Origin of the sequence: Aliiglaciecola sp. 2_MG-2023 (genome assembly GCF_030548145.1) — a bacterium.
In the GTDB taxonomy this organism is placed as follows: domain Bacteria; phylum Pseudomonadota; class Gammaproteobacteria; order Enterobacterales; family Alteromonadaceae; genus Aliiglaciecola; species Aliiglaciecola lipolytica_A.
This window is the reverse complement of record NZ_JAUORY010000026.1, coordinates 51,196-68,743: the sequence shown is the minus strand read 5'-3', so window position 1 is coordinate 68,743 and position 17,548 is coordinate 51,196. Positions and strand designations below refer to the sequence as shown.

The window sequence follows — 17,548 nt, the reverse complement described above, 5'->3', positions numbered from 1 at the left end:
GGGGTTTCTGTTGTAGGCGGGTGCTTTAGCCCCGCGCTATCCTATGATATTTCATGGCCTAAAGGCCATGCTACGGGTTTCTGTTGTAGGCGGTTGTTTTAGCCCCGCGCTATCTTATGATATTCCATGGCCTAAAGGCCATGCTACGGGATTTCTGTTGTAGGCGGTTGCTTTAGCCCCGCGCAATCATGCGACCTTTCATGGCCTGAAGGCCATGCTACGGGATTTCTGTTGTAGGCGGTTGTTTTAGCCCCGCGCTATCTTCCGACCTCCATGGCCTAAAGGCCATGCTACGGGTTTCTGTTGTAGGCGGTTGCTTTAGCCCCGCGCTATCATCCGACCTAAATATTTCCATGGGATAAATCCCATGCTACATTGTTATGTTTGCGAACATACTTTAAAAGGAAACCTACTATGCGATCCGCTTACCTAATCGGCTTGTTTCTTACGCTTTTTGCAACACAGCTGTTTGCCTTAGACCGAACTTTAATCGCGGAATCCCCTGAAGATGTAACTCCCTTATTAAATGGCCAAACTATTCCCAATGTGACACTGCGGACTGCGACTGGTGCGCCGGTTAGTTTGCAGGCGATGATTATGCAAAAACCGACGATTATATTGTTCTATCGTGGGGGATGGTGTCCCTATTGCAGCCGTCAATTAGCAGAGCTCAAAGATATCGAGCAACCTTTGGTTGATTTAGGTTATCAAATATTAGCAATATCGCCCGAATCACCAACACGTTTACAAGAGCAAAAACTAGAAACTGAATTTGCCGTGCAGTTGTTATCAGACGAAAGTTTACAGGCCATCAAAGGGTTTGGAATTGGTTTTTATGTACCTGCGGAAACAAAATCTAGATACAAAGAGAAAAACAACATAGTGTTAACCGAAGATGCGGACAGTGAACGGGCGGTATTGCCGGCTCCTTCAGTGTTTATTACCGACAAAACAGGCTTAATCAAATTCAACTATGTTAATCCAAACTTTAAAGTAAGACCTTCTGCAGAGCTGCTTTTACAAGCAGCCAAACTAAGTTTGTAAATACTTACTTAAGTTGTGAGCCCTTTCAAACAGTTAAAGTTGAACAGGGCTCAGTCATTCTCTAACTTGAACTTTTGACACTGTATGTCTCTTCGTTGAGGATCCGAACTTCACGTTGAGGGAATGGTATTTCAATGCCATTTTCTCTAAGGGTTTCAAAGATTATTAACATCAAATCCCCGCCAACGCGATTTTTGCCATCATCAATGCCCTCCATCCAGAATTCCACAAACATATTTACCCCAGAGTCCCCGAAACTATCAATTTCACAATCTGGGCGTTCTTCAAATGGTACGTCCGGGCCGCTGATGACAGAAGGGTGTTCGGCCACCGCCACTTTAATAAACTCTACCATCGAGCGTATGTCTGTTGCGTATGGCACTGAAAAATCTACTCGATAACGCTGCTTAGGATCTTTATGAGTCCAATTGACCATTAAATTGGAAATGAATTTTTCATTGGGTACCAGAATGTCTTTGCCGTCGTAGGTTTCTAGAACCGTGTATCGCATTCTGAACTCACGGACGAATCCTTTACTGCCGTCATCCATTTCCACAAAATCGCCAACGGTTAACGAGCGATCTAGCAAAATGATAATGCCTGAAATAAAGTTCGAAGCGATGGATTGTAAACCTAAACCCAACCCTACACCGACGGCGCCACCAAACACGGCAAGCGCAGTTAGATTAATGCCCATCACATTTAACAATAACAGTGCAATAATGCAAAATACCGCGACCTCAAAGAGTTTCGAAAAAACTTCTCTAGTACGAATATCTATCGATTCTTGTTTACGAATGATGTCTTTGCCAAAGCTATTAGATGCGCGTCCAAGCCAAAATAGCACTGCACCGAAAATCAGCACTCTTACCACGCCGTATGCGGTGATATTAACGTTACCTAAGGTAAGAGATATGTCTTCCAGTGCAACAATAACAGTGCTAAGTGAGCCGGTTAAATGCAGCAGTAAAATCGGTAATCCCACCCACTTGAATAGTTTCGCGGCGATAGTATTTACAACCAACACGCGAATCATTGAGTAATAGAAAAGTAAAACCGCAATGGTCAAGGCTGTATCCAAAAGCCATGTTGAAAAGCCTGCATTGTGGACTGTTTCGATAATCACTTTTAAGGTAATCAATGCAATCAATGGATAAACCAAATAACCCACTCGATAGGCGAGTTTACGCATAGGGTGAGCGCTTGAGTCTGGTTCGTAGTGAGTTAGTCCTACCGCATTTCGTATTTTGCGAGCCAACCAAAAAGCCAATAAGTAGACAAACAGCACTATGGAAACTTGAGCATAAGTATTTGGGTTGGTTAAAGTGCTAAGAATAACTAACCATAATTGATCAGCTTGGGTGGAAATGGTTTCTAGGTTCATATCAATTCACATTTTCAAATTTCTAAACTTACTATGAACCAATACCGTCAATTCGTATAGTTGGTTCGGAATAATTGCACTAAGTATAGACTTGGTTTTTATCCAATTTCAGGTCGGTGTTCATGTTAAAAGCAATCTTAAGCGTGAAACTTCGTGTATTTTAGATAGGTTAAAAGCCTTTAAATATCAGCGGGCAGGGGCTTTGTCCAAGGTTTTGTATTTTTAGCCTTCAGAATAGTTGTATTCTGCTGGCTGTAAGGCAAAATAACAGGTTGTTTCGTTCTGAATAAAAAGGCTCAGATGCAATCTCTGGCAATAACAAAATTAACCGAATTAAAAGGTGTAGGCAGCAAAGTTGCTGAAAAGCTCGAAAAAATTGGGTTAGTTACCATTCAGGACATGCTGTTCCATTTGCCCCTTCGTTACGAAGATCGCACGCGTATCTACCCCATTGGCGATTTGCAGCCCTTTTTGCACACAAGCATTGAAGGGGAAGTAATGTCTTGTGATGTGCAATTTGGCCGAAAACGGATGTTGGTGGTGCGAGTAAGTGACAATACTGGCACCCTTACCTTACGCTTTTTCCATTTCTCGGCAGCACAAAAAAACAGTTTAGAAAAAGGCACCACGATTCGTGCTTTCGGCGAAGTGCGGGCAGGCAAATTCGGCTTAGAAATGATGCATCCTGAATATCGCGTTAAACGTGATGAATCCGTCAGCGAGTTGGAAGAATCACTTACTCCAGTGTATCCCACCACCGAAGGCGTAAAGCAAATCACTCTACGCAATCTTAGTGAGCAAGCTTTAACTAAACTGAAACAGGGTGGTCTAGCGGAACTGCTGCCGGATAATCTTTACGCGGCACAAATTAGCCTAGTAGATGCTCTATCGCTCGTCCATAGGCCGCCTCCCGATGTCGCCTTGTCGCTATTAGAGGAAGGCAAACATCCAGCTCAGCAACGCTTGATCATCGAAGAACTACTAGCTCACCATTTAAGTGTTTTAAAAGTTCGCCAGCAAAGTAAGCGCCAACAAACTTTTTCGATTCCGATTTCTACAGCGTTAATCGACCAGTTTTTAGGAAACTTACCCTTTACTCCAACCAACGCACAATCCCGTGTGGTAGATGAAATTCAGCATGATATGCAACAAGACTCGCCAATGATGCGGTTAGTCCAGGGGGATGTGGGCTCTGGTAAAACATTGGTGGCGGCAATGGCAGCTTTGTCTGCTATAGGTGCAGGTTTCCAAGTGGTAATGATGGCACCCACTGAGCTGCTGGCAGAACAACATGCCAATAACTTTAGTGATTGGCTTTCACCGCTTAATATTCGAATTGGTTGGCTGGCCGGTAAGTTAAAAGGTAAAGCCAGAGAATCGGTATTAACTGAACTGAAAAATGGTCAGATTGATATGCTCATAGGTACTCATGCGGTTTTCCAAGAAGCGGTTGAGTATCATAAACTTGCCTTAGTTATTGTCGATGAACAACATAGATTTGGTGTGCACCAGCGTTTGGCGTTACGAGAGAAAGGCGAGCTACAGGGGGCGTTTCCCCATCAACTGATTATGACCGCAACCCCTATTCCACGAACCTTAGCGATGACAGCGTATGCGGATCTTGATACCTCGATAATTGATGAGCTACCCCCAGGGCGCACGCCAATCACCACAGTTGTGTTACCCGATACGCGGCGAGGTGAAGTGATTGAAAGAGTGCGCAACGCTGCAGTTAACCAGAAGCGTCAAACTTATTGGGTCTGTACTCTTATTGATGAGTCAGAAGTGTTGCAGTGTCAGGCCGCAGAAGACACAGCTATTGCCCTGCATACCGCTTTACCCGAATTAAAGGTAGGACTGGTTCATGGCCGCCTGAAATCGCAAGAAAAACAGCAAATCATGGAGCAATTTAAGCAAGGTGAATTGGACTTATTAGTGGCCACAACCGTAATAGAAGTGGGGGTCGATGTACCTAATGCTAGTTTAATGATTATTGAAAACCCCGAGCGGCTTGGCTTAGCACAATTACACCAGTTGCGAGGGCGAGTAGGGCGGGGCTCAGTGGAAAGTCATTGTGTGTTGATGTATCAAAGTCCATTGTCGAAAACCGCGAGCAAACGGTTAAAAGTGTTGCGTGAATCCCATGATGGTTTTTATATTGCGCAACAAGACCTTGAAATACGAGGGCCGGGGGAGTTGCTTGGTACTAAGCAAACTGGATTGGCGGATCTCAGAATTGCTGATTTAATTAGAGATGCCGAACTCATCCCTCAAGTTCAAAATATTGCTTCTCATATGTGGCAACATTATCCGTCAAAATCTCAAGCCATCATTAATCGCTGGCTAGGACATAAAGAGCGTTATGGCCATGCTTAAGCTAATATTAACTGAACCGGAAAATCCACAATTACAGGAACAAGCTGTTATTTGGCAAACAAACTGGGGATTGGAAATTGATAATCAGCAAACTCAGGGATTAGCGCTAGTATTAGATCAACACTATTTGGCCCTTAAACAGTTGGATGAACCCAAATTGGGCGCGGTGTTTGTAGACTTTGCATCTGATGTATTGACCTTCAGACGACAACAAACCAGTGTTAAAAAAGAATCCATAGCAAAGGCTGTGGGCATCAAAGGAAATGTTTTTCCGCGGATTTTAGATGCAACCGCTGGTTTAGGCCGAGATGCATTTATATTGGCAAGCTTTGGTTGCCACGTAGATATGATTGAACGATCCAAAGAAGTAGCTGCCTTATTAGAAGATGGTTTGCAGCGAGCTAAATCTCAACCACTGGTGAGTGATTGGCTACCGCAACGAATGACTCTTTTGCGCGGCACAGCGACGGAAATTATGGCGAGTTGGCAAAATACACAACCGGATGTGGTGTATTTGGACCCTATGTTTCCCCATCGCAAAAAATCGGCGCTAGTGAAAAAAGAAATGCGCTTGTTCCAAACGTTGCTGGGAGTCGATGAAGATGCGGATGACTTACTCGAACCTGCGCTAAAATTAGCAAAACAACGAGTTGTGGTAAAAAGGCCAGATACGGCTCCTTACCTAAATGATAAACAACCTAATATGTCGATTAAAGGCAAAAAGCTTCGCTTTGATGTCTATTTGACCAACCTATAGAATTAATTGGAGAACATTATGATTAGTAAAGGCAGTGAGTTACCAGAAGCAAATGTCACAGCAAGAATTAATGGTGAAATGAAAACATTCACAACCACAGACCTTTTCGCTGATAAAAAGGTTGTTTTGTTTGCTGTGCCTGGTGCATTCACACCAACTTGTTCACAAGCACATTTACCTGGTTATGTGACACTAGCCGATAAAATCAAAGCCAAAGGCGTCGACACTATTATTTGTTTATCAGTAAACGATGCCTTCGTGATGGAAGCTTGGGGTAAACAGCACAATGCCGACGAGATTTTAATGTTAGCCGATGGCGATGGTAATTTTACCAGCGCGATCGGTATGAACATCGACACCGGCACATTTGGTGGCATCCGTTCGTGTCGTTATAGCATGTTGGTCGAAGATGGCGTTATCAAAGTAGCAAATATTGAAGAACCAGGCACATTCGAAGTTAGTGATGCCGAGACAATGTTGAAGTCTCTGTAGGCGGTTGCTTTAGCCCCGCGGTTCGGTATTTTTCCACGGCCTAAAGGCCATGCTACGAGAATGTTTTTTGTAGGCGGGTGTTTTAACCCCGCGGTAGGTGGACGTTCTTGTAGGCGGGTGCTTTAGCCCCGCGGTTCGGTATTCTTCCACGGCCTGAAGGCCATGCTACGGGAATGTTCTTGTAGGCGGGTGCTTTAGCCCCACGGTAGGTGGACGTTTTTGTAGGCGGGTGCTTTAGCGCCGCGCTCTAGCATTAAGCTTTCATGGCCTAAAGACCATGCTACAGGACATTCCACCTGTAGTCGGCGGCTTTAGCCCCGAGAGAGCCTATGGCCTAAAGACCAGGCTACAAATTTGAATGGGATAAATCCCGTGCCACACCTTCTTGGAAACGATATAATGCCCCTCAACAATTTGCGTAGATATTTCTAATCGCTCAAATTTCATCACACACAAAAACAGAGTATATATTGAAACAACTTGATGTCATTGTCATCGGCGCTGGTGCTGCCGGATTATTTTGTGCAGCTGAAGCCGCTAAGCGTGGCCGGAAGGTGCAAGTACTGGATCACGCTAAACGTATTGGTGGCAAAATATTGATGTCAGGTGGTGGGCGCTGCAATTTCACCAATATGTACGCCAGCCCTGAAAACTTTCTTTCAGACAATCCCCATTATTGTAAATCAGCCCTAAGTCGTTACACCCAATGGGACTTCATTGGGTTGGTCGCTGAATACGGAATCGCTTATCACGAGAAAACTCTCGGGCAATTATTTTGTGATGATTCGGCCAAAGATATCCTCAATATGCTATTGCAAGAATGCGATAAGGCAGGGGCTGGGGTGACTAATCAATGTGAAATTTTCGATATTGATAAAACATCCGATGGATTTACTTTGCAAACCAGCAAAGGTGAATATAGGTGCGAGTCGCTGGTGGTGGCCACCGGTGGCTTATCTATGCCGAAATTAGGCGCTTCACCATTCGGCTTCAAAATAGCTGAACAGTTTGGTTTAAGCGTAAAACCAACGCGGGCTGGACTGGTTCCTTTCACGTTACACGAGCAAGACAAAAGCGTATTAGCCGAGTTAAGTGGCATTTCTTTAGACGCGCGAGCAAGCTGCAATAATACTAGTTTTAACGAAAATATCTTATTCACCCATCGCGGTTTAAGCGGCCCAGCGGTGTTACAAATTTCATCGTTTTGGCATCCAGGTCAAGAGGTTGAGTTTGATTTGTTTCCCAACGGCGATTTACTCGAAGAATTGAACCAAAGCCAGCAACAGTCACCAGATAGTTTGTTAGCGACCGCGTTATCTAAGCACTTTCCAAAACGCTACGTACAGACGGCTTTACCCTATTTGGGATTACAAAATAAACCCCTTAAACAATTCCAAGGTAAGCAGCTTGAGCAAGTTTCCGCAGCCTTCCATCAATGGCAATTAAAACCCAATGGCACAGAGGGCTATCGAACAGCAGAAGTCACTTTGGGCGGCGTCGATACTAATCAACTATCGTCGAAAACCATGATGGCAAACGACATCGATGGCCTATTTTTTATCGGTGAAGTGGTCGATGTCACCGGTTGGCTTGGCGGCTATAATTTCCAATGGGCCTGGAGCAGCGCTTGGGTTGCTGGGCAAAATGTTTAAATCATATTCCAAGATCCACTGAATGCGTTTGTGCAAATCTAATTGGCTTTATCTGCAACCTTAAATGGTTGGTTAATTAGGGTTTTTTCAAATTCAGGTTTGGCGACAGGTTTACTGTATACATAGCCTTGAATGTAGTCACAGCCAAAATCTCTTAATATTTTAACTTGGCGTTCATCTTCAACCCCTTCAGCGACGACCTCAATTTGCATCTTTTTACATAGCTCTATAACACTTTGAACCATCTCACTTACGTCTGAATTTATCCCCAAATCGTCAATTAGAATTTTGTCTAGTTTGAGCACATCAACAGGTAATTTTGTTAAGTAGGCAAACGAAGTATAGCCAGAGCCAAAATCGTCAATTGCGATATTTACCCCTAGTTTTTTTAATTTCCAAAGTATTTCGCTGGTTTGCGTTAAATCATCGATAATACATCCTTCAGTGATTTCAAGTTCCAAGCTAGCAGGGTTCAATCCGGTCTTGCCTAGCAAATATGTTAACTCTTCTACTAATCTATTGTTCTGAAGTTGGCGGGGAGATACATTGATCGCTAATTTGATATTATTGCCATATTGTTTTTGCAGGCCAATCAACTGATTGATGCTGTTTTTTAATAGCCAACTTCCGATTTTTTCAATTTGACCATCTAGCTCGCTAAGGCTAATAAACTCAACCGGAGACACCCAGCCTAAAGATGAGTGCTGCCAGCGCATTAATACTTCAGCCGTTTCGACTATGCCATCAGATAACCGTACTTTCGGCTGAAAATACAAACTGAACTGGTCACTATTTATTGCTTGTTGGATACTATTTTGAATGGTTTTTTTACGCTTCTTTTTCGCCACATAAGTGGCATCTAATTTCACTACACATGGTTTTTGACCGTGATGTTTGCTCTCGTGGAAGTCTTGCTCCGGAAGATTTCTGATGGAGTGCAATAACTGTTGCGTATCCATATCAGAGAAGGGGGCTAAAGCATAAGATAAATTGCACTGTAGTTTAGGAATATTAAGGTCATTTTGAGAACAAGCCGACAAAGCTCCACTCAATAAAGTTATTTTGTTATGCAGTTCAGTATCGCACTCAGACTCGGGAATAATAATCAGCACTTGGTCGACATCTACTTCAAATATCTCACAGTTATTTGGTAAACAGGCCTGTATATTATTAATTACCGACTCTAAGCCTAAAAGTTGTTGTTCTCCTCTTTTAGCCCAATATTGGTCATGCAAGGAAATATCAGAAATAATCACCGAAGCTAGCGCAAATTGGGCTTCTTGATCGAGTAAAAACTTAATGGTGCTATCTAATCTTATACGATCTGGTTTGATGTATTGTGCGTTTAGTTTCTCTTTAGACATTTTAAGCAAACGCTGATGGTATTCTTTAAACGCTTGTTCAACATTCTCTATTAGCAACTGATTATTCCAAGGTTTGGTTAGGAATTTATAAGCCGCTCCAGAGTTCATTACATCTACAGCAGCATCAAAGTCTGCATAGCCAGTTAAAATCATCGAAATGATGTTGGGAAAACATTGTTTGATATTTTTAACCAAGGTACCGCCATCAATATCCGGCATCCGAAAGTCAGACAAAACCACTTGAAAATCATGTTGAGTGAGTAACTCTAAACCTTCTTTGGCGCTGGTGGCGGTGAAGACCTGGTACTTTGTGCGTCTAAACGTGCGGCTAATGGCTTTTAGGTTACTCTCTTCGTCGTCTATAACAAGAAGATTGCAAAGCTCCGCAGGCGTTTCTGAAAGGTATCTTTGAAGTGCTGTAGACATAATAGTTGGCCCTAAATAACGGTTAAAAGGTATATTTTGTTTCTAATCTGAATCGCACACTTTGCTCGGGTGTCCCCACTAAGCGTTGCGTCCGAGATATACGACCACCTACCCATAAATTTTTACTTACCTTATGGCGTATACGTAAATCCCAACCCTTAAAGTTGCTTGTAGCAAAACGACTTGACGCGTTTTGTGCAAACTCTGTTACCACTGAAAACCGTTCAACGTGTAAATATCTTAGTTGGGTTAAATAGTTTCCATTAGTTTTCAAATCACCCTGTTTTAACTCAATGGCATAACTCAATTTTTGCTTAGAAAACGCGTCTCCAAGTTCTATTGGCGTGTCTTTAATCGACCAGCCAATATCGGTTCCTAACTGCCAATTCCCTTGTTTTATTTTCATCGATAAACGTACAAATTGATTATCGAATTGTGTGTCTTTTTTGGCATACAACGCACCTGTCTGGCCACGATAATCGACAAACCATGGAGATACAGTTAATTTCCCTAAATCAGTTGAAAATACGCTCTGATATTGAAAAATAGACATGTGGCCAACGGTGCCACTTGCGCCATCGAGAGGTTTGAAGCTAGTGAATTTCAAATTCTGCCCAGCTCCAAGGTCATAATCTAAATGAACACCAATAGGATTTAAGTGCCTGTCCCAAAACAGATCGGTAACTTGATTGGTTTTCCAAGGAATTTTCCCTGCAAACATGGTTAGACTGTCAAACTTTGCCTTCGCAAAAGCGCGTGATATGTAAATGTCTTTGTCGCCAGCGGGTTGGTCGGTGATTTGATATAACGTAAAGGCCGGAACATTCTGCTTGTTTTTTAATCCTGTGCGCGCTTGTGCCGTAAATGACCACACATCATTCAATTGACTAGTGACGCCAATCGCAGCAATTACTCTTACTCTTTTACGTGGTGTTAAATTAATTTGGTCCGTTTCATTTTCGTATCTGAGCAATACGCTGCCATCAAGCTCTGTTTCTGTTGCTTGCACGCTTTGTATGCTCAGCACACAGACAGCGATTAGTACATGCAATTTATTCATTATATACGTTACCTCTGAGGACCTAAATTCTCTGCGTTGTGCAAAGCTAAATTAACTATATTCATATCAGTGACGTAAATGTAGCAAATGTCACAAATGTCGTGTATTATACTTTAGTCATGTATGTCTTGTTTGTCTTATGTGATATAACTATAAAACTAATTCAGGAAAAGCGTTTATGACGAAAGTTAAATCTCTTACTACAGGTGACATTGCTGAATATTGCGATGTCAATTTACGTACGGTGATACGTTGGATAGATAAGGGAAGTTTGAAAGGTTATAAGTTACCGGGAAGAGGCAACAATAGGGTGACAGTGGATAATTTTGTACTCTTTTTAAGAGAAAACAATATGCCAGTGCCACCAGGACTTTTACCCAATAACAAAACCGTTCTGATTGTTGACGATGATAAAGATATGGGCAATGCGATAAAACGCGTACTCAAAAAAGCGGGTTTTGAGTGTGATACCGCCACTAATGGTTTTTTAGCGGGCAGTAAACTGATGCAACACAAACCTAGCATGATGACGCTTGATCTGACCATGCCTGGTTTAAATGGTTTCGAGCTTTTGAAGCATTTACGCGCAGAAGAACAGTTTCGTGATTTGAAAATATTGGTGATATCAGCATTGAATCAAGACAGCCTTGATGAAGCCCTTGCATTAGGTGCTAACGCAGTACTTTCCAAGCCATTCGAAAACGATGAATTATTGAAATTAGTAAACGAAATGACCCAGTAGTGATATTCAAAAGTGAGGTGTTCTAATGTATAAGTTATTATTTTTTATAGGTTTTTTTATTGGTTTTCCAAGTGCTGTAATTGCACAACAGAGCACCCTAACCTTCGCCGTGGTACCGCAGCAGTCGGCCAAACGCTTAGCAACTTTATGGACTCCTATACTGCAACATATTAACGACCAAACCGATCTCAATATTGTATTCACTACGGCAAAAGATATTCCTACCTTTGAAAAACGTCTTGAATCCGGTGAATACGATATCGCCTATATGAATCCTTATCACTATGTTGTTTATAACCAAAGCTCTGGTTACAACGCCTTAGCGAAACAAAGCAATAAAACCATCCAAGGCGTCCTAGTTGCTCATGCTGATGGTAAGGTTAAGAATATCCAAGATCTGGCAGGTAGCCAATTAGCTTTCCCGGCTCCAGCAGCATTCGCCGCAAGTTTATTGCCGCAAGCAGAGCTTAATAATCTAGGTTTGGAATATACTCCCAAGTACGTGGGCTCCCATGACTCAGTTTATCTGAATGTGTCTAGAGGTTTTTTTCCAGCTGGCGGCGGGATTCAACGCACACTTAACAACATGGACGAAAATACTCAATCTACCCTAGTAACTATCTGGAAGAGTGCTAGATACACTTGCCATGCTATTGCCACCCATCCAAACGTGGATGCAGCCACAAGAGATAAGATTCTAGCCGTTCTCTTGAACATGAATAACAGTGAACAGGGAAAGGCGTTACTAAAAAGTATTAATTTCAATGGTTTTGATGGCGCACAAAATAGTGATTGGGATGATGTAAGAGCACTTAATATCGATGCGCTAATGACTAGCAAACCAGCAACAGCTTTGGCTAATTAATGAATCTTTCCTTACGCAATAAAACGATAGTAAGCATTGCGGCCATCGAGGCTGTGTTATTGATTGCTTTGATATTTACTGCCGTCAATTTTATGCGTAATACTTTAAATGATAATTTAGCGACCCGTTCATCAACTGTTACCTCGCTGTTCGCAAGTACTATAAAACACGCAGTGTTAACCTATGACCTCGCATCTTTAGAGACCTATAGCGCCGAATTATTGGAAAATCCAGATATCCTTTATGTAAGGGTCATAAACAGTGAAAACCAAGTTTTGGCCCAAGCTGGTGATACACAGTTGCTATCTCGTGAGTTTGTCGAAGATGCACAAGTCAAAGACGTAAATGATGGTGTGTTTGATAGTTTTGCCGCAATCACTGAATCTGAGCACATTTATGGTCGCGTCGAGCTTGGCTTAGATAATTCTAATATTCGCACCTCAGTAGACATGATTAAAAATTGGACTACTGGTATCGCCATCGTAGAAATGGCGCTAGTGGCTTTGTTTTCCTTTGTATTGGGAAACTATTTAACCAAACAATTGGCAACTCTACGAACTGCTGCACGAGAAATTTCAACCAATATAGAAAGTGGCTCTTTTAATCAGGCTCAATTACCAGTGAATGGCAATGACGAATTAGCCGAAGTCACTCGCGCTTTCAATAAACTCGCGACTACCTTGGAATATGAGAATGCACGCACTGAAGCTTACCAGCAGGAGCTTGAACTGCTTAATAGCACATTGGAGCAAAAAGTAGAGCAACGCACTACCTTATTAAACCAACGAAATCATCAACTGGAACAGATAAATCAGGAGCTACATGCCACGCAGAAACAGCTGACGCAATCTGCAAAAATGGCTTCCATCGGACAACTTGCTGCAGGCGTAGCCCATGAAATTAATAATCCCATTGGTTTTGTTAAAAGTAATTTAAGTTCCCTTCAACAATATGTTGATGTCTATCGTCAAATCAGTACACAAGTGGCAACTGTTTTTGCGAACGATACATCCCAATCTGTAGAGCCCTCTAAACAAAAATTAATTGATATTGTAAATAATGAAGATTTAGATTTTATCAATGAAGATGCGAAAGACATTCTTAGCGAGTCTGTTGATGGTTTAGATAGGATCACCAATATCGTCAAAGATCTAAAACAATTTTCTCGGGCAGACACAGAGGAAAAGAGTTGGTTAGATATTAACGATTGTATCGAGACCACCCTTAAAATGGTCGGCAATGAGCTTAAATATCATTGTGAAATTCATAAAGATCTCGGCGAGTTACCCAAGATAAAGATGAATTTTGGAAAAATTAGCCAGGTACTCACCAATTTATTAATCAATGCAGGGCAGGCGATAGGTGAGAAAGGACAAATCACTATTTCCACTAAAGTACAAAACCAAGATGTTGTTATATCGGTTAAAGACAATGGATCTGGTATCGCGCCTGATAACTTAAGTAAGTTGTTTGATCCGTTTTTCAGTACTAAAGATGTGGGCAAGGGAACAGGTTTAGGTTTGTCTATTTCCTACGGCATTATTCAAGAACACGGTGGTGAAATTAGCGTAACCAGTAAACTGAACAAAGGCAGTTGTTTTACCGTAACCCTGCCGATTCAAAACGATAGCGAAGATCTCAAGAGCAACCATAATGAGTGAAAAAAATGTTGAAACAGAAATACCAATGACAGTCCTTTGCGTTGATGATGAAGTAAATATTCTTAAGTCAATGAAGCGCTTGCTGCATAGACAAAACTATCAGTTGCTACTTGCTGAAAGTGGCACTCAAGCACTAGAGATAATGGAACAAAATAAGATCGACCTCGTTATATCAGATATGAAAATGCCGGGCATGTCTGGTGCACAGTTATTGGAAAAAGTAGCAATAACAGAACCGGATTGTCATCGCATTCTACTAACCGGTTATTCCGATATGGAATCAACCATAGATGCGGTAAACAAAGGCAAGATCCACCGCTATTTACAAAAACCTTGGAATAACGAAGAGGTTATTCAAACTATCGAAGAAGGCTTGGAAAAAGTCAGATTAAAGAATGAAAATAGTCATTTACAGAAGTTAGTAAAAAAACAAAACTCGCTGCTTAAAAAGCTCAATCAAAACTTAGAAGACAAAGTTAAGTTGCGTACTAAACAAATACACGTAGCGATGCAGCGAATTGAGCATAACAACAGTGCCACCCAAAAAGTACTATACAATTTAATCAGTATTAACCCTAACTTAAACGGTGGTTTTGCGAATAGTGTTAGCTTACTTGCCAAACGCATAGCGGAAAAATTATCATTACCCAAACAACAGATTAATACCATATCTTATGCCGCATTGCTGTGTGAAATTGGCTTATTAGGGCTAGATACAGCCCTATATAGCAAACCCTTCAAAGAGCTCAATTACAACCAGCAGCAGGAATACCTAGAACAAATTAAAGTGGCTCAGTTGGTACTTGCTCCTGCAACCCATCTACAAGATGTAGCAGATATAATTACCTGCCAATTTGAAACATTGAACGGTTCTGGTCCCAAGAAATTAGTGGATGCACAAATCCCTTTAGGCGCAAAAATCTTGGCGGTAGCCAGAGACTATTGGCGTTATAAGATGGGCCGCATCAATCCAGTAAAATTGGACGATACTACTTTTCCGATCGAAATGACTAAACTGAAAGGGACTCATTACGATCCGCAAATACTGGATATTTTGTTGGATAACGAAGATATTGTTTCAGATGAGTTTGTCGAAAACGTTATTACTACTCAGGAGCTCGAGCCTGGGATGACATTGAAGTACAACATTTTGAATGACAAACATATTCTGGTGTTGCCAGAAGGACATGTTTTTAATCAAGCGACGATTTTGAAGCTAACCCAATTTGAAAAAAGCCAAGCCAAACCGATCTCATTGATTGTAGAAGATGATAGGGTTGAGGCTTAGTTAATCACTGGAAACGTGATATTGAAGGTGGTGCCCACATTTAACTCAGAATCAACAGTAACCTGTGCGCCGTGAGCTTCTAAAATTGCATAAGATACGGATAGCCCTAAGCCGGTGCCCACACCTACAGGTTTAGTGGTGAAAAAAGGCGTAAATAGTTGATTTACCGTTTCCTCATCCATACCGCTGCCAGTGTCTTTGATGCGGATTACCACAGCGTCGTTGATTTTGGTGTAGTCAATTGTGAGTAAACCGCCGTCCTCCATTGCGTGAGCAGCGTTGACAAATAAATTCACAAAAACTTGCTGCAATTGGCCGGAGTTACCTAAAATCAAAGGGCAATCAGTAGACATGTGATTATCAATTTTGTGCTGGTATTTAAACATATTTCCAGCAATTTTAAGAGCGGATTGAATACAGTCGTTTAACGATGTCTCAACTAAAGCTTCATCTCCTGAGTGAGAAAACCCTTTCAAGTTATCGACGATTTCTTTCACTCTGTCTAAGCCTTCAATATTTGATTGTAGTAGATCTTCGGAGTCTTCTTCGATGTAGTCTAGGTCAACCTTTTTACATATGTCTTCAAACCGAGAAATATCCAATGTTTTGTTTTTTTCGAAGCTGGCTTGCATCTGCGTATTGAGTTGTTTGTAATCATTTAAGTAATCTTGCAGCACTTCTAAATTTGAGCGTATAAAAGCGATAGGGTTATTAATTTCGTGGGCTACGCCAGCGGCTAACTGCCCTAAAGATGCCATTTTTTCTGACTGAATAAGTTGACGGCGAGCTTTTTCGAGCTTACTTAAGGAATCTTGCAACTGCACGTTACGTTTCAATATCCGAATATCCGTTAAGCGTCTTCGAATACCGCTGACTAAGTGCTCTTTTGAGGTGTTTAATACCGGTAGAAAATCTTCCGCAATGCCTTCATCTTCGCTTAAAAACGCTAACCACCCCACTTTAGAGCCAGACCAAGCAAAGTTCGTATAGAAAATTGAATTGATAGGTCGGTTTTGGTCAAGCTCGCTGTTGTCAACTAGTGAAACCAACCATGAGTCCATAATTGTTGACTCACAAAGGGGTAATAAAGAAACTGCTAATTCTTTAGCTTTGCTGTTTTCCTGCCAACCTTGTTCTAACGACCATACTTTTTTGTTCTTGTCAGATAGGTCTTGGCCATTTTCGCTAATAATTAAAAGTCCATAACTTGCGGAACAAAATTCACCTGTCAACATCACGATATTGGATATCATGTCGTTGAGCGGTATTTCAGATGCTACATCGCTGGAGGTGCGCGCTAGATACTCCAATTCCAGTTGCTTTTGTTTAGAGTCGGCCAGAGCGCCCTTCAACGACTGATTGGCTTCGTATATGTCCAAAGAGTATTTTTCTAGCTGGTTCTCAGCTAATTGCCGTGCCTTTTTTTCTCTCAAGGCCTTGCGTTCAAGAACGGAAACTCTTTTTTCCAATTCTTCTTTGGATAGTGTCAAACTTTCACCACCTCTAACACGCAGCGTTGATCACCTTGATGTTCACATTCTGTTTGTGAGACCGCAATTTTTTGTCCAGTGTGTTCCGCTAGGCCGTACACAATGCCTTCACAGAAATAACATAACTTGCGCGGAGACTGGTAGTGAAAGGATAGGGTAGTCGGTGTTTCAGATAGAAATTCAAACTCAGGTAATAAGGCATCTGGATTGAGTTTTTTGACTTCTACGTGGATAAAGTCTTGCACCGCGTGTAAAAATTCAAAAACGTCTTTAAAATCATGAGCACCAGCTGGCGCGGCGTTAAATAATTCCTTGAAAACCCATTTTCCGAATGCGAATTGAGCGTCTTTAGCTGAGATGTTTTGTTTTTCTACCACAAGTCCAACTAGGGTAAATAACTCCTGATCGTCATAAGTGCCTACTGTTGTATAAATGCCTTCACTTGGTAAATTCGCTTCATCCAGTAAGGTGTCCCAAAACTCCTCACCCCACAGCTCTTCGATAAACTCATTAAACTTTACAAAAACAATACCTTTCACGGCCATTCCTTCTATCTATCAAATTTAAGCATGTCTTTATTAAACATAGGCGTATCAAAGCTAGATTGAAAACCTTTTCCACTTTTATATCAATGCTGCTTTAGTCGCACTGACTAGTCTTTCTTCCGTTACAGGGCGCATTTCGATTAACATATTGTGGCACTTTACTCTGCATATATTAAATAATAGTCATTAATTTAATGAATAGACTATAGTCATTATTACGACCAAATAGTAATTTTGGTTAGCATTTTTGGTAATGATCAATTTAATTTCTTGGTTGACAATGAAATTCGGGTTAGTTACTTTAATTTAACATATACACCAGCAGTTGCGCGTGCATGTTGACGTTAATTGGATTGTTAAGATCTCTGGTTATCAGCTACACAACGTAATAATTGCAAGATT

General features: G+C 41.6%; 14 protein-coding genes. 9 read left to right on the top strand and 5 right to left on the bottom strand.

Annotation, left to right across the window (positions count from 1 at the left end; genetic code table 11):
- Positions 1-414: 414 nt before the first annotated feature.
- Positions 415-1,044 carry a peroxiredoxin-like family protein gene (locus tag Q4567_RS19445; protein ID WP_303501821.1) on the top strand — a complete coding sequence of 210 codons (630 nt, stop codon included), beginning with the start codon at positions 415-417 and terminating at the stop codon, positions 1,042-1,044.
- 61 nt (positions 1,045-1,105) lie between these two features.
- Here Q4567_RS19445 and Q4567_RS19440 read toward each other — a convergent pair whose 3' ends face one another.
- Entirely contained in the window at positions 1,106-2,428 is a 1,323-nt protein-coding gene (locus Q4567_RS19440; RefSeq protein WP_303501819.1) for a mechanosensitive ion channel family protein, read from the bottom strand.
- Positions 2,429-2,728: 300 nt separating this feature from the next.
- Between Q4567_RS19440 and recG the strand changes: the two genes are divergently transcribed.
- The 4 genes from recG to Q4567_RS19420 all read left to right on the top strand — a co-directional run bounded on the left by recG (position 2,729) and on the right by Q4567_RS19420 (position 7,705).
- Positions 2,729-4,804 (top strand): ATP-dependent DNA helicase RecG, encoded by a 2,076-nt coding sequence (gene recG, locus Q4567_RS19435; protein ID WP_303501816.1) that lies wholly within the window; start codon positions 2,729-2,731, stop codon positions 4,802-4,804.
- Positions 4,797-5,561 (top strand): class I SAM-dependent methyltransferase, encoded by a 765-nt coding sequence (locus tag Q4567_RS19430; RefSeq protein WP_216049460.1) that lies wholly within the window; start codon positions 4,797-4,799, stop codon positions 5,559-5,561. Before recG ends, Q4567_RS19430 begins: the two co-directional genes overlap by 8 nt.
- A gap of 18 nt (positions 5,562-5,579) precedes the next feature.
- Positions 5,580-6,053 (top strand): peroxiredoxin, encoded by a 474-nt coding sequence (locus Q4567_RS19425; RefSeq protein WP_303501813.1) that lies wholly within the window; start codon positions 5,580-5,582, stop codon positions 6,051-6,053.
- Between the two features lie 470 nt (positions 6,054-6,523).
- Entirely contained in the window at positions 6,524-7,705 is a 1,182-nt protein-coding gene (locus Q4567_RS19420) for an NAD(P)/FAD-dependent oxidoreductase (RefSeq protein ID WP_303501812.1), read from the top strand.
- Positions 7,706-7,743: 38 nt separating this feature from the next.
- On the opposite strand, the gene Q4567_RS19415 is transcribed toward Q4567_RS19420, so the two are convergent.
- Together Q4567_RS19415 and Q4567_RS19410 are read right to left on the bottom strand one after the other, a co-directional pair.
- Positions 7,744-9,495: an EAL domain-containing protein gene (locus tag Q4567_RS19415; RefSeq protein ID WP_303501809.1), complete on the bottom strand. Its 1,752-nt coding sequence runs from the start codon at positions 9,493-9,495 to the stop codon at positions 7,744-7,746.
- Between the two features lie 22 nt (positions 9,496-9,517).
- Positions 9,518-10,555, bottom strand: coding sequence for a hypothetical protein (locus Q4567_RS19410; RefSeq protein WP_303501806.1), 1,038 nt, complete (start codon positions 10,553-10,555; stop codon positions 9,518-9,520).
- Between the two features lie 178 nt (positions 10,556-10,733).
- Between Q4567_RS19410 and Q4567_RS19405 the strand changes: the two genes are divergently transcribed.
- From Q4567_RS19405 to Q4567_RS19390, 4 genes are read left to right on the top strand one after another with little or no spacing between them, the layout of a single operon-like run.
- Positions 10,734-11,297, top strand: coding sequence for a response regulator (locus Q4567_RS19405; protein WP_216049480.1), 564 nt, complete (start codon positions 10,734-10,736; stop codon positions 11,295-11,297).
- Between the two features lie 25 nt (positions 11,298-11,322).
- Entirely contained in the window at positions 11,323-12,162 is an 840-nt protein-coding gene (locus Q4567_RS19400; RefSeq protein ID WP_216049481.1) for a phosphate/phosphite/phosphonate ABC transporter substrate-binding protein, read from the top strand.
- A complete protein-coding gene (locus tag Q4567_RS19395) occupies positions 12,162-13,823 on the top strand; it encodes an ATP-binding protein (RefSeq protein WP_216049482.1) in 1,662 nt (553 codons plus the stop codon). Before Q4567_RS19400 ends, Q4567_RS19395 begins: the two co-directional genes overlap by 1 nt.
- Positions 13,816-15,111, top strand: a complete 1,296-nt coding sequence (locus Q4567_RS19390) for a response regulator (RefSeq protein ID WP_216049483.1) — start codon at positions 13,816-13,818, stop codon at positions 15,109-15,111. The genes Q4567_RS19395 and Q4567_RS19390 overlap by 8 nt, the downstream gene beginning before the upstream one ends.
- On the opposite strand, the gene Q4567_RS19385 is transcribed toward Q4567_RS19390, so the two are convergent.
- A complete protein-coding gene (locus Q4567_RS19385) occupies positions 15,108-16,601 on the bottom strand; it encodes a sensor histidine kinase (RefSeq protein WP_216049484.1) in 1,494 nt (497 codons plus the stop codon). The genes Q4567_RS19390 and Q4567_RS19385 overlap by 4 nt on opposite strands.
- The gene (locus Q4567_RS19380; protein ID WP_252729327.1) at positions 16,598-17,146 is read right to left on the bottom strand and encodes a heme NO-binding domain-containing protein; all 549 of its coding nucleotides are present in this window, start codon (positions 17,144-17,146) and stop codon (positions 16,598-16,600) included. Before Q4567_RS19380 ends, Q4567_RS19385 begins: the two co-directional genes overlap by 4 nt.
- Positions 17,147-17,548 lie beyond the last annotated feature (402 nt).

Coding starts and splice junctions, on each gene's coding strand:
- Q4567_RS19445 (WP_303501821.1), top strand. CDS start 415: ATGCGATCCGCTTACCTAATCGGCTTGTTTCTTACGCTTTTTGCAACA.
- Q4567_RS19440 (WP_303501819.1), bottom strand. CDS start 2,428: ATGAACCTAGAAACCATTTCCACCCAAGCTGATCAATTATGGTTAGTT.
- recG (WP_303501816.1), top strand. CDS start 2,729: ATGCAATCTCTGGCAATAACAAAATTAACCGAATTAAAAGGTGTAGGC.
- Q4567_RS19430 (WP_216049460.1), top strand. CDS start 4,797: ATGCTTAAGCTAATATTAACTGAACCGGAAAATCCACAATTACAGGAA.
- Q4567_RS19425 (WP_303501813.1), top strand. CDS start 5,580: ATGATTAGTAAAGGCAGTGAGTTACCAGAAGCAAATGTCACAGCAAGA.
- Q4567_RS19415 (WP_303501809.1), bottom strand. CDS start 9,495: ATGTCTACAGCACTTCAAAGATACCTTTCAGAAACGCCTGCGGAGCTT.
- Q4567_RS19410 (WP_303501806.1), bottom strand. CDS start 10,555: ATGAATAAATTGCATGTACTAATCGCTGTCTGTGTGCTGAGCATACAA.
- Q4567_RS19405 (WP_216049480.1), top strand. CDS start 10,734: ATGACGAAAGTTAAATCTCTTACTACAGGTGACATTGCTGAATATTGC.
- Q4567_RS19400 (WP_216049481.1), top strand. CDS start 11,323: ATGTATAAGTTATTATTTTTTATAGGTTTTTTTATTGGTTTTCCAAGT.
- Q4567_RS19395 (WP_216049482.1), top strand. CDS start 12,162: ATGAATCTTTCCTTACGCAATAAAACGATAGTAAGCATTGCGGCCATC.
- Q4567_RS19390 (WP_216049483.1), top strand. CDS start 13,816: ATGAGTGAAAAAAATGTTGAAACAGAAATACCAATGACAGTCCTTTGC.
- Q4567_RS19380 (WP_252729327.1), bottom strand. CDS start 17,146: ATGGCCGTGAAAGGTATTGTTTTTGTAAAGTTTAATGAGTTTATCGAA.